At 54.0% G+C, this 13,479-nt stretch carries 12 protein-coding genes and 2 pseudogenes; 2 read left to right on the forward strand and 12 right to left on the reverse strand.

Annotated elements, in window-relative coordinates; genetic code table 11:
• From rsxD to blr, 7 genes are all read right to left on the reverse strand, one after another.
• The gene (gene rsxD / locus ACLJRS_RS03290; protein WP_000231960.1) at positions 1 to 1,059 is read right to left on the reverse strand and encodes an electron transport complex subunit RsxD; all 1,059 of its coding nucleotides are present in this window, start codon (positions 1,057 to 1,059) and stop codon (positions 1 to 3) included.
• Positions 1,060 to 3,276: an electron transport complex subunit RsxC gene (gene rsxC / locus ACLJRS_RS03295; RefSeq protein WP_001750098.1), complete on the reverse strand. Its 2,217-nt coding sequence runs from the start codon at positions 3,274 to 3,276 to the stop codon at positions 1,060 to 1,062.
• Positions 3,269 to 3,847, reverse strand: a complete 579-nt coding sequence (rsxB, locus tag ACLJRS_RS03300) for an electron transport complex subunit RsxB (protein ID WP_001092597.1) — start codon at positions 3,845 to 3,847, stop codon at positions 3,269 to 3,271. Before rsxB ends, rsxC begins: the two co-directional genes overlap by 8 nt.
• Positions 3,847 to 4,428, reverse strand: coding sequence for an electron transport complex subunit RsxA (rsxA, locus tag ACLJRS_RS03305; protein ID WP_000133203.1), 582 nt, complete (start codon positions 4,426 to 4,428; stop codon positions 3,847 to 3,849). Before rsxA ends, rsxB begins: the two co-directional genes overlap by 1 nt.
• A 76-nt stretch (positions 4,429 to 4,504) precedes the next feature.
• A complete protein-coding gene (locus ACLJRS_RS03310) occupies positions 4,505 to 4,945 on the reverse strand; it encodes a DUF2569 domain-containing protein (RefSeq protein ID WP_000214061.1) in 441 nt (146 codons plus the stop codon).
• Between the two features lie 88 nt (positions 4,946 to 5,033).
• Entirely contained in the window at positions 5,034 to 5,249 is a 216-nt protein-coding gene (ydgT, locus tag ACLJRS_RS03315) for a transcription modulator YdgT (RefSeq protein WP_000217946.1), read from the reverse strand.
• Positions 5,250 to 5,546: 297 nt separating this feature from the next.
• Positions 5,547 to 5,672, reverse strand: a complete 126-nt coding sequence (gene blr, locus ACLJRS_RS03320) for a division septum protein Blr (RefSeq protein WP_001708800.1) — start codon at positions 5,670 to 5,672, stop codon at positions 5,547 to 5,549.
• Positions 5,673 to 5,879: 207 nt separating this feature from the next.
• On the opposite strand from blr, the gene ACLJRS_RS03325 reads away from it, so the two are divergent.
• A complete protein-coding gene (locus tag ACLJRS_RS03325) occupies positions 5,880 to 6,920 on the forward strand; it encodes an oxidoreductase (RefSeq protein ID WP_000998242.1) in 1,041 nt (346 codons plus the stop codon).
• Between the two features lie 73 nt (positions 6,921 to 6,993).
• Here ACLJRS_RS03325 and add read toward each other — a convergent pair whose 3' ends face one another.
• From add to manA, 5 genes and pseudogenes are all read right to left on the reverse strand, one after another.
• A complete protein-coding gene (gene add / locus ACLJRS_RS03330) occupies positions 6,994 to 7,995 on the reverse strand; it encodes an adenosine deaminase (protein ID WP_000565577.1) in 1,002 nt (333 codons plus the stop codon).
• 225 nt (positions 7,996 to 8,220) lie between these two features.
• Positions 8,221 to 8,352: pseudogene (locus ACLJRS_RS03335) on the reverse strand (transcriptional regulator); the annotation flags it as partial.
• A gap of 9 nt (positions 8,353 to 8,361) precedes the next feature.
• Positions 8,362 to 8,580, reverse strand: a pseudogene (locus tag ACLJRS_RS03340) (PTS transporter subunit EIIB); the annotation flags it as partial.
• Between the two features lie 118 nt (positions 8,581 to 8,698).
• A complete protein-coding gene (locus ACLJRS_RS03345) occupies positions 8,699 to 10,207 on the reverse strand; it encodes a YdgA family protein (protein WP_410957748.1) in 1,509 nt (502 codons plus the stop codon).
• A gap of 102 nt (positions 10,208 to 10,309) precedes the next feature.
• Positions 10,310 to 11,485 carry a mannose-6-phosphate isomerase gene (gene manA, locus ACLJRS_RS03350; protein WP_001170618.1) on the reverse strand — a complete coding sequence of 392 codons (1,176 nt, stop codon included), beginning with the start codon at positions 11,483 to 11,485 and terminating at the stop codon, positions 10,310 to 10,312.
• Between the two features lie 199 nt (positions 11,486 to 11,684).
• On the opposite strand from manA, the gene fumB reads away from it, so the two are divergent.
• The gene (gene fumB / locus ACLJRS_RS03355) at positions 11,685 to 13,331 is read left to right on the forward strand and encodes a class I fumarate hydratase (RefSeq protein ID WP_000066603.1); all 1,647 of its coding nucleotides are present in this window, start codon (positions 11,685 to 11,687) and stop codon (positions 13,329 to 13,331) included.
• The last annotated feature ends 148 nt before the right edge of the window (positions 13,332 to 13,479 follow it).

Raw genomic sequence — 13,479 nt, forward strand, 5'->3', positions numbered from 1 at the left:
TTATCCTTTGCGATGTCCATAGACGCGGGGGCGCGTGTAGTAGTCGATCAGAGGAACCGTGATATTCGCCAACAGGACAGCAAAAGCAACGCCGTCCGGGTAGCCGCCGAAGCTACGAATCAGCCACACTAATACCCCAGCCAGCGCGCCGAAAATTAAACGTCCACGGTTGGTCGTGGAGGCGGTAACCGGATCCGTTAAGATAAAAAATGCGCCCAGCATGGTGGCGCCTGACAGCAGATGAAGCTGCGGCGAGGCCAGCGTAGCGGGCGAGAAAAGCCAACCTAACGCGGCGCATAGCGCCAGCGTCAGCAGAAAACTGACCGGGATATGCCAGCGGATGGCTTTTTGCCACAGCAGGAATACGCCGCCGACAAGCCAGGCGAGGTTAACCCACTGCCAGCCCACGCCGGCCAGCGCGGCGCTGTATATCGGGTACTGCATAATTTGCTCAACGGAATGTCCGGCGCGCAAGGACGTTTTAAACGTATCCAGCGGCGTCGCCTGGCTGATACCGTCAATACCGATACGTAGCAGCGTCATATCGCCGCCGCTGGCGGTATGCCCGCTAAAAATCATCCGCAACGTGTCCAGCATATCGGGCGTTGTTGCGGCTATTTCATAAGGCGGCAACCAGCTTGTCATTTGTACCGGAAAGGAAATTAATAGCACCACGTAACCGATCATTGCCGGATTAAAGGGGTTTTGTCCCAGCCCGCCATATAACTGTTTGGCGATAATAATGGCGAATCCGGTTCCCAGCACGACCATCCACCAGGGCGCGAGCGGAGGGATGCTGACCGCCAGCAAAAGCCCCGTCAACAACGCGGAATAATCCTGCAGGTGACTGGCGACCGATTGTTTGCGCAGCCTGAGGACAATGGCTTCCGCGACGAGCGCTGTGATGGCTGCCAGAACGATCTGGAAAAGCGTTCCCCAACCAAAAAACCACGTCTGCGCGGCAATCCCCGGCAGAGCGGCGATTACTACCAGCAACATGATTCGCGATGTCTGGCGCTGGTTATGGGTATAAGGCGAGCTTGCGATTCTGAATACCATTTAGTCCTCGTTAACAACCTGCTGCTGTGCTGCTTTTTTTGCCTGAACGCGAGCGATAGCCGCAGCAACCGCGGCTTTACGCGGGTCGGCCGGTTCGACAGGTTCGCTTACGGTCTGCTGCTCCTGCTTACGGGCTTTGGCACGGGCGATCGCCGCTTCCACCGCGGCTTTACGCGGATCGACCGGTTCGGCGGGTTCGGCGGGTTCGCTTCCGGCCTGCTGCTCCTGTTTGCGGGCTTTGGCGCGGGCGATAGCCGCTTCCACCGCGGCTTTACGCGGGTCTACCGGTTCGGCAGGTTCGCTTCCGGCCTGCTGCTCCTGCTTACGGGCTTTGGCGCGGGCGATGGCCGCTTCCACCGCGGCTTTACGCGGATCGACCGGTTCGGCAGGTTCGCTTCCGGCCTGCTGCTCCTGCTTACGGGCTTTGGCGCGGGCGATAGCCGCTTCCACCGCGGCTTTACGCGGATCGACCGGTTCGGCAGGTTCGCTTCCGGCCTGCTGCTCCTGCTTACGAGCTTTGGCGCGGGCGATAGCCGCTTCCACTGCGGCTTTACGCGGATCGTCGCCGGATATCGCGCTGTCAGCCACCGGATGACCGGCTTGTTTAGCGCGCGCTTGCGCTTTACGCGCTTCACGGGCCGCGATGACGGCGCTATTGTCTGGCAGACTACCCGCCTGAATAACCACCGGTTGCGTGGCCTGCGCCTGTTTCTCTTTTACCCGCGCCAGCGCAGCGGCAATGGCATCCTGATCTTTTGCCGCTGGTTGTACCGCTGCACTCTTATGACGTGCAAGGCGGGCGGCTTTTTCGCGCTCCAGTCTTGCCTGACGAGCCTCAAAACGCGCTTTGGCTTCGGCGGCGCGTTTTTCTTCAAGCCTGATCGCATTAATCTCCGCTTTTTCCTGACGGAAATATTGGACGAGCGGAATATTACTCGGGCAGACCCAGGCGCAGGCGCCGCATTCTATACAATCAGCAATATGGTGAGCGGTAGCCTTGTCATGCTGCTGCCCTTTGCTGAACCAATAAAGCTGCTGCGGTAAAAGGTCGGCAGGGCAGGTGTCAGCGCAAGCGCTGCAACGAATACAGCTTTTCTCTTCCTGAGGCGTTCCCATTTCAGTCACGGATGGCGCCAGCAGGCAGTTGGTGATTTTTACGACCGGTACGTCAAGCCAGGGAAGGGTGAATCCCATCAACGGGCCGCCCATGATGACCATCTGGTCAGCGGAAGGGCAGAACCCGGCATCGTTAAGCAAATGACGAACGGGAGTGCCGAGCCGCGCCCAGACGTTACCCGGACGGCTTACCGCTTCACCCGTTAAGGTGACAACGCGTTCTGTGATCGGTTCGCCGTCAACCACGGCGCGTTTAACGGCATAAGCCGTACCGACGTTTTGCATCAGCACGCCAATATCAGAGGAGCGCCCGCCGTGGGGAACCTGTTTTCCCGTCAGTATTTGGGTGAGCTGTTTTGCGCCGCCGGAAGGGTATTTGGTTGGGATCACACGTAACGAAATATCGTGGGCGTCAGCCAGTACGGCGCGCAGCATGGAAATAGCCTGCGGTTTGTTATCTTCAATGCCGATTAATACCTCACGCGGTTGCAGAATATGCGCCAGGATGCGAATACCTTCCACAATCTGCGCGGCGCAGTCCTGCATCAAACGATCGTCCGCCGTAATGTAAGGTTCGCACTCTGCGGCATTGATAATAAGCGTGGTGATTTTATCGCCGCCGCCCTGCAATTTAACGCCGGTGGGAAACCCCGCGCCGCCAAGCCCGGCAACGCCATACTGATGAATGCGTTCAATGAGCGCTTCACGGCTGTGGGCGCGGTAATCAGACCAGCCCTCGCGTTCAATCCAGCGGTCCTCGCCGTCGGCATCAATGATGACGCTTAACTCCGCCAGCGCCGAAGGATGCGCCGTCGAGTGGGGGGCAATAGCGATAACCGTCCCGGAGGTGGGCGCGTGTACCGGCAGCATTCTCCCACGTCCACGGGTAAGCGCCTGGCCGCGTAGCACGCGATCGCCGACGCTAACGCACAACTCGCCCTCAGCGCCAATGTGCTGTTTTAAGGGGATAACGAAGCGCGGCGCTAAAGGCACCTGGCGCAGCGGCGTGCCGTTTGACTGGGTCTTCATTTCGGGCGGATGAATACCACCGTCGAAATCCCAGATTTTATCTTTTCTGAAAGCGGAAAATAGTTTAAGCATGTTGTTCCACGGGAATGATGCGAACGGGAATGGTGTTCAAATCCCATTTCCAACTGTCGGGCGTCTCATTCACCGGACGTAATTCGATGCAGTGCGTCGGACACGGATCGACGCACAGATTACAGCCAGTACAGAGATCGCTCATGACCGTGTGCATGGCGCGCGTTGCGCCAACGATGGCGTCAACCGGGCAGGCCTGAATGCATTTTGTGCAGCCAATGCAGTTATTTTCATCAATAACTGCCAGCATACGTACTGGCGCGGCCTGCTGTTCTTCACCATCGCATGGCTGCGGCTCTACGTTTAGCAACTCTGCAATTTTCAGCATGACGGCTTCGCCGCCGGGCGCGCAACGATTGATTTTCTCGCCCTGGAGACCCACGGCTTCGGCGTAGGGGCGGCAGCCGGGATAGCCGCACTGACCACACTGGCTCTGCGGCAAAATCGCATCGATTTTTTCAACAACCGGATCATCTTCAACCGCGAATCGGCGGGAGGCATAACCCAGAATGGCGCCGAACACCAGGCCCAGAAGGGTCAGGGCGCCAACGGCAATCCAGATAGTATTCATTACAACTTCACCAAACCACTAAAGCCCATAAAGGCCAAAGACATTAATCCTGCGGTAATCAATGCTATCGCGTTACCACGAAAAGGGGCGGGCACATCCGCCACGGCAAGGCGTTCGCGGATGGCGGCGAACAGAACCATCACTAATGAAAAACCGACGGCGGCGGAAAATCCGTACAGCGCCGACTGAAGAAAGTGATGACCGAGATTAATATTCAGTAACGCTACGCCCAGAACCGCACAGTTAGTGGTAATCAGTGGTAAGAAGATGCCTAACAAGCGGTATAACGCCGGGCTGGTTTTCCGCACAACCATTTCGGTAAATTGCACGACCACAGCAATGACGAGGATAAAGGCTAGCGTCCGCAGATAAATCAGATCCAGCGGAATAAGTATCCAGGTGTCGATAAGCCAGGTGCATATCGACGCCAGCGTCATGACAAAGGTCGTCGCGAGGCCCATCCCCATGGCGGTTTCCAGTTTTTTGGATACGCCCATAAAGGGACAAAGGCCCAGGAATTTGACCAGTACAAAGTTATTGACCAGTACAGTTCCGACAAAGAGCAGCAGGTAATCAGTCATGTTTCGGCCTGAAATAAAAAAGCCGCCTATTATCTGTCAAACTACCACAGGCGACAACAGGTTAACTGTAGGGTTATTACGGATTAACAAACGTTGTTTTAACGCGCGCTGAACGTTTGAGATAAGGCACAATGAGCGCCGTTGCCAACAGTGGGAAGAGTAACTGACGCACGGCAAAGGCATCTGAGACGGGCGAAAAGGCAAATGCTTTAACCGCCAGTAACACCGACACCAGCAGCCAGATAATGTAATGCTTCGGCACGCAGCGTCTGCGCTTGAAGAATGCGATCGTCAACCACAGGGTATAGTACCACATGGCGATAGCGGTAATAAATGAAATGCCCCATAGCAGTAAATTACCGGTTTCCTGTCCGCTAAGCGTCTTGAACGTTTGCGGTGTGGCAAGCGCCATAACGTAGAGTAATAACGCCAGCGAGGCGCTCAACAACGCGACTAACAGCCAGGCTAACGGGCCAAGAAGCCAGCCTCCAATTCGTTGTGGCGGTGTTGTAGTCATATCTTCTCCGGGGTTACGCGCATTAACGGTCATGCCGCTCATTTTGGGGCAAATATTATAAGGTTTTTGATGTTAAACGCTACTTTCTTTATTGCACATAGCGCCAGACGGATTGCGGAACCTGACCTACATCAAACAGGCGTCCTCCGGAAACCAGTTCGGCACGGCGGTGATCTGCAGCGCGATACATATTAACAATGTCCATGTCATCAGTAAGGGTATAGTTAAGGTGGTCGAACAGTTTTTCCAGACTTTCGAGCGAACTAATTTTGCGGAATTTTAATAGATAATCCTGAACAGTCATATAAAGTTGATCCATATTAAATATAATGCCAACGGAGTAGTCACTGATAAAAAATAAACAAAACCGCACCAGTGAGAGGTCAGGGGTGCAGGTAAAAAGGGAATATTCTTACCGGTAAAGAGTCAGGCGCCACATGGCGCCTAGGGCGAAAGGTTAACGCGCTTTCCTACAACAGGCAATAAACGTCAGACCAGATAGGACATATTTCGTTTTTTTTGCCGGTTTTTGACTTTTCTTTGCACCCCCCGGGGCGCCGCTTACCGTACCACGCGAAAATGCCTTTACATTATCTGACGCTTACTTCTTCTGGACGGAAGCCGTGGGCTCTGGTGGTTGGTAATTGTCAATATGGTTGGCAATACCTAAAAGAATGACTGAGATAACGAGAACTATCCACCCAGTTAATTCAATAAGACGATTCATTATTGACGACATTTGCTTTGATTTATCCATAAACACAGGGGGTAAATGTTACTTTCCTGGCGAACGGTCGGCAAGAGGGAGGGAAACGTTTTCAGCCTCTGTTCTGTAACAAGTTAATCATTTGATGCTACGTTGATGGTCAGGACGCTATTGCGGCTAATCGCACGATGGTGTGGAATAGCGATATCTAAAACCGGAGGCAGTGAGATGAATGATAAAATCCGCGTTGGGTTAATCGGTTATGGCTACGCCAGTAAAACCTTTCATGCGCCCTTAATTATGGGAACGCCAGGGCTAGAGCTTGCGGCGGTATCCAGCAGCGATGAAACAAAAGTGAAAGCAGATTGGCCGGCGGTTTCCGTGGTCTCTGAGCCCCGACATTTATTTAACGATCCGCATATCGACCTGATCGTGATCCCGACGCCCAACGATACCCATTTCCCGCTGGCGAAAGCTGCGCTGGAAGCCGGTAAGCATGTGGTGGTTGATAAACCCTTTACCGTGACACTGTCACAGGCGCGAGAATTGGATGCGCTTGCGCGGAGCACTGGTCGGGTACTTTCCGTCTTCCACAACCGACGCTGGGACAGCGATTTTTTGACGCTGAAGGCCTTGCTGGCGGATGGCGTGCTCGGCGAGGTGTCCTTGTTTGAATCCCACTTTGATCGCTTCCGTCCCCAGGTGCGCGACCGCTGGCGCGAGCAAGGCGGGCCGGGAAGTGGTATCTGGTACGATCTGGCGCCGCACTTGTTGGATCAGGCCATTCAACTTTTTGGCCTGCCGGTCAGCATGACGGTGGATTTAGCGCAACTGCGTCCGGGCGCGCAATCTACAGATTATTTCCACGCGATTTTATCCTACCCCCAGCGCCGCGTGATTTTGCACGGTACGATGCTGGCCGCGGCGGAATCCGCGCGATACATCGTTCATGGTTCGCGCGGTAGCTATGTTAAATATGGCCTCGATCCCCAGGAAGAACGGTTAAAAAACGGCGAGCGTTTACCGCAGGAAGACTGGGGATACGACATGCGTGACGGCGTATTGACCCTGGTTGAGGGAGAGACGCGCAAAGAAGAGAACTGGCTTACGTTGCCGGGTAACTATCCGGCATATTATGCCGCTATCCGCGATGCGTTAAACGGTAACGGTGAAAATCCCGTGCCGGCAAGTCAGGCGATTCAAATTATGGAGTTGATTGAACTGGGCATGGAATCGGCAAAACATCGCGCGACGCTGTGTCTTGCCTGAGATGTCGCATTTCTCCGCCTGGGATAGCATTAAACCGCAGGCGGAGAAGAGCGTTAGTGTCAATAAAGCAATCTTACGCCGCGGCCACTTTTTCGCGCAGCGCACGTTTTTCGCTATCGCTCAGAAAGGCGATTTCCAGACCGTTAATCTGCGCCTGGCGAATCTGTTCGCGGCTCAATCCTGCCGCTGGCGCGGCGACATGATATTCATGGATAATATCTACGCCCTGAACAGCCGGATCGTCCGTATTAAGACTGGCGAGAACGCCATGCTCAAGGAAGGTTTTGAGCGGATGATCTGCCAGCGATGCGACGGTACTGGTCTGAATATTCGAGGTCAGACAGGATTCAATACCGATACGCTGCTGTGCAAGAAAATCCATTAACGCGCGATCTTCGACAGCTTTTACGCCATGTCCGATACGTTCGGCCCCCAGTTCGCGAATCGCCTGCCAGATACTTTCTGGCCCTGCGGCTTCGCCTGCGTGAACGGTAATATGCCAGCCCGCATCGCGCGCCCGATTAAAGTGCGACAAAAACAGACTGCCGGGAAAGCCCAGCTCATCACCGGCTAAATCCAGCGCGGTGATTTTCTCTCTGTGCGCCAGCAGCGCATCAAGCTCCTGTAAACATGCCGCCTCGCCGAAGGTACGGCTCATAATGCCAATGAGTCGCGCCTCGACGCCAAACGTGTTACAGCCGTCGCGTACGCCGTCGATAACGGCTTCAACCACGCCTGCGATCGGTAACTGATGCGCCATCGCCATATAGCCGGGCGAAAAGCGAAGCTCGACGTAATGCAGGCCGTTACGTGCGGCATCTTCAATATTTTCAAAGGCTACACGGCGGCAGGCGTCAAGCGATGCCAGGACTTTTACCCCCCAATCGAGCTTAGTGAGAAAGCTCACTAAATCGGGTTCGGTTGAGGTGACCTGGACATGCGGAATCAGCGTTTCCAGCGTTTGGGAGGGAAGGGCGATGTTGAACTGCCGACCAAGATCCAGAATTGTTTGGGCGCGAATGTTGCCATCAAGGTGGCGGTGGATGTCAGTCAAAGGAAGCGTAATATCAATCATGGGCGCACTCAATTTTTAATAAAAGTGCGCACCATTATACTACAGATTGATAATGCTCTGGAAATTTTGCAAAAACGGAGTCATTACGTTGCAACTTCGCGAGAGCGCGGGAGAAATTTTGTATCATTCTCTGTAACGCGCCCCCGGTCAGCTCACGGGGGTTGTCTCTGTTATCGCCTCTCAGGATAAAGGGTCAACCCCCCGCTTGTAGACGGTATCAGCGAACGGTGCGGTGGCAAAATCCATATCCGAGATCGTAAAGGGGAGCAGATCGGCTTCGCCAAAACGATCGGCGACATAATCCCACTACGTACACCATGTCCCGCGTCGGTCAACTTCCTGTGAAAAATCGAACATATCCCTTCCTTATGCCTGAACGGTATTCATCAGGCCAACCATTTCATCTTTTACCGACTGAACCTGCGGGCCGATAATTACCTGCAAATTATGCTGATTGAGCTGTACGATGCCTGTCGCGTGATTGTCCTTCAATGCCTGGACATCGACAAACGACATATCTTTCACTGACAGGCGTAGGGGGATGCAGTTGTCCAGACTCACGATGTTTTCCGTGCCGCCTAATGCTCACGACGAGCACCATGTGCGGAGTCAAACGATAGCCGCTCGCCTGGTAACGCAAAAGTAGAGGCTGCGCGTCGTTCGGCGCAGACCGGGTGCAGCGTCGCGACACCCGGCAAGGCGATTATTGTTGAGGCAGCGCCGGAACGTCCGGAACGGAAAGCGCCGGCATCCCAAACAGGCCGACAAAGTCTTCCAACGGCATTTTTTGTCCGTTGAGCTTGATCTGGCCATTGGCATACTGCAAACTGGAGGCGATAGTATTATCCTTCAGCGTTGTCAGTCGGAACATCTGACCCATTGCGGACAGCCCCTGAACCTGCTGTTTTGCCAGTTTTTCCGCATCATCCTGCTGATAGCCTTCCAGCTTTGCTATCTGCGTCATAAACTCGACCGCCATGTCCATCGGAATTGCCAGTTTCGCATCCAGCGATTTCACGGAGCGGTCGACTTCCTGCGCCAGCGTTTGCGGTTGTGCCGTTGTGGTTGCCGGATCTTTGAGGAACAGCGACAGATTCAGCGTGGTTTCCCCTTTGGCGTTTTTCCAGCTAAGCGGCGCCAGGGTCAGTACCGGATCGCCTTTTAACAGCACGGGGAGAGCGCTAAAGAACGCTTCAGTGACTTTTTGCTGATAAAGCTCAGGATTCTGCGCCACGTCCGGCTGATTCAACAGCGCCTGCGTTTGCGCATGATATTGCTGACTAAACTGGTGCCAGGCTTCGCCGTCGATTTGACCGACTTTCAGCGTTAATTTACCGCTGCCCAAATCCTGATTCTGCACTTTCAGGCTGTTAAGCGAGTAATCCAACTGGCTGTTAATGGTTTTTCCGTCGTTGACGAGATCGGACTTGCCGGCAATTTCCATCCCTTCCAGCACCGCCATCTCTTTACCCTCAATGGCGATGGACAGTTTATCCAGCGTTAACTTTTGGTCGCCCACACGTTCGCCAAAGCTTGCCAGCTTACTGGTACCGTCTGTTTTCAAATTATTAAAGGTGAGTTGGACCTTCTGATTATATTCGTTAACGGCATCGACCAGGCCGCTCTGCGCTTCGCCTGACAGCGAAACCACATTACCGTCTTTATCGGCGTTAAGCTGGAACTCGCCGCCGCTAAAGGCGACCTTTTCACCGGCATTCTCGTAGTTTAACGGCTTGAGAGAGATATCGGAGCGGGTATCGCCGCCATAACCAATGCGGGTATTGATAACAAAGGGCGTGTCGCCTTTCGCGATATCAAAGAGGGGTTTTGCCGCATCGTTATTCACCAGGGTGGTTTTTACCGACGCCATAGAAGGGATCAGATTGAGCGTTTTGAGCTGGGCGAGCGGGAAGGGGCCATGTGAAACGGACTCGTCCAGCACAATGCTTTGCCCGGGCTTCAACCAGGTAGTGTCTGCGCCGGCAACCGGTTTGACAACCAGTTGCAGATGGCTACTGAACACGCCACGCTGGTAGTTTTGATAACTTAATTCGACACCGGCCTCCGGCGCAGTACGCTTGAGCTGTTCATTGGCCTGAGTCACCATTTCTGCAAGATGGTTCTCCAGCTTTTTCCCCGTATACCAGGCGCCGCCTGTCCAGACGATGCCAAGTGCAATTACTACACCTGCAGCTACCAGTGTTTTTTTCATATCAATTGTCCATAAAAATGAAACCAGGCGGATTAAACCGCCTGGAGGAGTTTTACGTCTGTTATAAGCTTAGCAAGAGTTGTTAAAAAATTCAGTACGTTGCTACAGCTTGTTATAAACACGCGCTAAACGGCCCGTGCCGCTGGCGTTAACCGGAGACTCATCCGCGCCGATAAAGGCAGATTCACCCGGCTTCAGTACCAGACGCTGTTCATCTTTACGTAACACCGCCTCACCCTCAACGCAGAACAGAATCGCGGCGCTGTGTTGGCCGATGCTCGTCTCCTGAAGCGCCAGGTCGTGCAGTGAAAAAGCAAAATCGTCAACCGGAATTGGGAAGTCCAGCTCCGCGCCGCTTTTTACCGGGGCAGTCAGTAACTCGCCAGCAGGCTTAGGTTCGAACTTCACGTTCGCGACCAGCTCAGGGATGTCGATATATTTTGGCGTAAGGCCAGCGCGCAGAACGTTATCGGAGTTTGCCATGACTTCCAGCGCAACGCCCTGCAGATAAGCATGAGGCGTTTCGGCAAACAGGAACATCGCCTCGCCGGGATTCAGTTTGACCACATTCAGCAACAAAGGAGAGAAAAGCCCGCTGTCGTCAGGATAATACTCTGAAATCACGCGGATCGTTTGCCACGGTTCGCCTTGCTGGCTGTTAAGCGCCGCTTTGAGTACGGCTAACGCGCGGGATTTTTCTTCGCCTTGCATATTCAACAGGCTGGCGAAAAGCTGGCTCAGACGTTCAGCATTCGGCGCCTGCAAAAAGTGGGCGATAGCGGAATGCGCGCCGGCGATAGGTTGCAGTAAAGAGACAATGTCAGAAAATTCGCGGAACGCGTTCATCGCCAGGAAAGGCGTCAGGGCAAAAACCAGCTCTGGTTTATGGTTAGGATCTTTATAGTTCCGCTCTGCGGCATCCATGGGGATACCCGCCGCATTTTCTTTCGCGAAACCGATTTCGGAATTGCGCTTATTCGGGTGCACCTGAATAGAGAGCGGCTGCGCGGCGCACAGTACTTTAAACAGAAACGGCAGTTCGCCGAAACGGTTGGCTACCGCTTCGCCCAGCATGGCGGTTTTATTCTTTTCGATGGCGTCACGCAGGGAGACGGTTTCGCCGTTGGCGGTGGTGATTCGCGAGCTGCTTTTGGGATGCGCGCCCATCCAGAGTTCAGCCATTGGCTGCTGCTGCGGATTGGCGATGCCATAAAGTTCCGTTAACGCAGTTTTACTTCCCCAGGCATAGTTTTGCACTGAGTTAATGAGTTTTTGCATTATCAAGCCCTGTTTCAATGTGGAGATCAATGGGAGGTATTAAACCAAGAAACCCGCATGAAGTAACCTCCGGGCGTAAAAAGTCGTACTTGTCTCAGTTTTTGTTAAAAAATTGTGTAGGATAGTGTTACTCGCTTTGAGTCGGGCAATGGAACACCTGCCCAGAGAATAACCATACCGAGCGGTAAGTGAGAGCACAATGTCAAACAAACCCTTCTTTTATCAAGACCCTTTTCCCCTCAAAAAGGACGATACCGAGTACTACTTGTTGACCAGCGAACATGTTTCCGTCGCCGAATTCGAAGGACAAGAGATCCTGAAAGTCGCGCCGGAAGCGCTAACGTTGTTGGCGCGTCAGGCCTTCCACGATGCGTCTTTTATGTTACGTCCCGCGCATCAGCAGCAGGTGGCGGATATTCTGCGCGATCCGCAGGCCAGTGAAAACGACAAATATGTCGCGCTGCAATTCCTGCGAAACTCCGATATCGCGGCCAAGGGCGTGTTGCCCACCTGCCAGGATACCGGTACGGCCATTATTGTCGGCAAAAAAGGCCAACGCGTCTGGACTGGCGGAGGTGATGAAGCGGCGCTGGCTCGCGGCGTATATAATACCTATATCGAAGATAACCTGCGCTATTCACAGAACGCGGCGCTGGATATGTACAAAGAGGTCAATACCGGTACTAACCTGCCGGCGCAGATCGATCTCTACAGCGTCGATGGCGATGAATATAAATTCCTCTGTATCGCTAAAGGCGGCGGATCGGCGAATAAAACCTACCTCTATCAGGAGACAAAAGCGCTTCTGACGCCGGGTAAGCTCAAAAATTATCTCGTCGATAAGATGCGTACGCTGGGCACCGCCGCCTGTCCGCCGTATCACATTGCGTTTGTCATTGGCGGCACCTCGGCGGAAGCGAACCTGAAGACCGTTAAGCTGGCCTCGGCAAAATACTATGATGCGCTACCGACCGAAGGCAATGAACACGGGCAGGCCTTCCGCGATATTGAGCTGGAAAAAGAATTGTTGCTTGAGGCGCAAAATCTTGGCTTAGGCGCGCAGTTCGGCGGCAAGTATTTCGCTCACGATATTCGTGTCATCCGATTGCCGCGCCACGGGGCATCGTGTCCGGTAGGTATGGGCGTGTCCTGCTCCGCGGATCGAAACATTAAAGCGAAGATCAACCGGGACGGGATCTGGATCGAGAAGCTGGAGCGCAATCCCGGTAAATATATTCCAGAGGCGCTGCGCCAGGCGGGAGAGGGCGAGGCGGTGCGCGTTGATCTTAACCGTCCCATGAGCGAGATACTGCAACAACTGTCGCAGTATCCGGTATCAACGCGCCTGTCGCTGAACGGCACGATTATTGTGGGCCGCGACATCGCGCACGCTAAACTGAAAGAACGGATGGACAGCGGCGAAGGTTTGCCGCAGTACATCAAAGATCATCCTATCTATTATGCGGGGCCGGCAAAAACGCCGGAAGGGTATGCCTCCGGGTCGCTTGGGCCGACTACCGCAGGACGAATGGACTCTTATGTTGATCAGCTCCAGTCGCAGGGCGGCAGTATGATCATGCTGGCGAAAGGCAACCGCAGCCAGCAGGTGACCGATGCCTGTAAGAAACATGGCGGCTTCTACCTGGGCAGTATCGGCGGCCCGGCAGCCGTTCTGGCGCAGGGCAGTATCAAGCGCCTGGAGTGCGTGGAATATCCTGAACTGGGTATGGAGGCTATCTGGAAAATTGAAGTGGAGGATTTTCCGGCCTTTATTCTGGTGGATGATAAAGGCAACGATTTCTTCCAGCAGATTCAGTCATCGCAGTGCGCACGCTGCGTTAAGTAATGTCGCCGCCCTGCGGGGCGGTAACATGATTCGCTATTTTGCCGGAGAACGGCGCAAGCGCCTTATCCGGTCTACACCGTTGTGTTGTTATCGTTAATACTCATAAGACCGCAAACATGTGAGCAATGTCGACACATGATCTCATCAA

The sequence above is a fragment of the Salmonella sp. SAL00670 genome (assembly GCF_046552235.1).
Taxonomy (GTDB): Bacteria; Pseudomonadota; Gammaproteobacteria; order Enterobacterales; family Enterobacteriaceae; genus Salmonella; species Salmonella enterica.

Coding starts and splice junctions, on each gene's coding strand:
- rsxD (WP_000231960.1), bottom strand. CDS start 1,059: ATGGTATTCAGAATCGCAAGCTCGCCTTATACCCATAACCAGCGCCAG.
- rsxC (WP_001750098.1), bottom strand. CDS start 3,276: ATGCTTAAACTATTTTCCGCTTTCAGAAAAGATAAAATCTGGGATTTC.
- rsxB (WP_001092597.1), bottom strand. CDS start 3,847: ATGAATACTATCTGGATTGCCGTTGGCGCCCTGACCCTTCTGGGCCTG.
- rsxA (WP_000133203.1), bottom strand. CDS start 4,428: ATGACTGATTACCTGCTGCTCTTTGTCGGAACTGTACTGGTCAATAAC.
- ACLJRS_RS03310 (WP_000214061.1), bottom strand. CDS start 4,945: ATGACTACAACACCGCCACAACGAATTGGAGGCTGGCTTCTTGGCCCG.
- ydgT (WP_000217946.1), bottom strand. CDS start 5,249: ATGACTGTTCAGGATTATCTATTAAAATTCCGCAAAATTAGTTCGCTC.
- blr (WP_001708800.1), bottom strand. CDS start 5,672: ATGAATCGTCTTATTGAATTAACTGGGTGGATAGTTCTCGTTATCTCA.
- ACLJRS_RS03325 (WP_000998242.1), top strand. CDS start 5,880: ATGAATGATAAAATCCGCGTTGGGTTAATCGGTTATGGCTACGCCAGT.
- add (WP_000565577.1), bottom strand. CDS start 7,995: ATGATTGATATTACGCTTCCTTTGACTGACATCCACCGCCACCTTGAT.
- ACLJRS_RS03345 (WP_410957748.1), bottom strand. CDS start 10,207: ATGAAAAAAACACTGGTAGCTGCAGGTGTAGTAATTGCACTTGGCATC.
- manA (WP_001170618.1), bottom strand. CDS start 11,485: ATGCAAAAACTCATTAACTCAGTGCAAAACTATGCCTGGGGAAGTAAA.
- fumB (WP_000066603.1), top strand. CDS start 11,685: ATGTCAAACAAACCCTTCTTTTATCAAGACCCTTTTCCCCTCAAAAAG.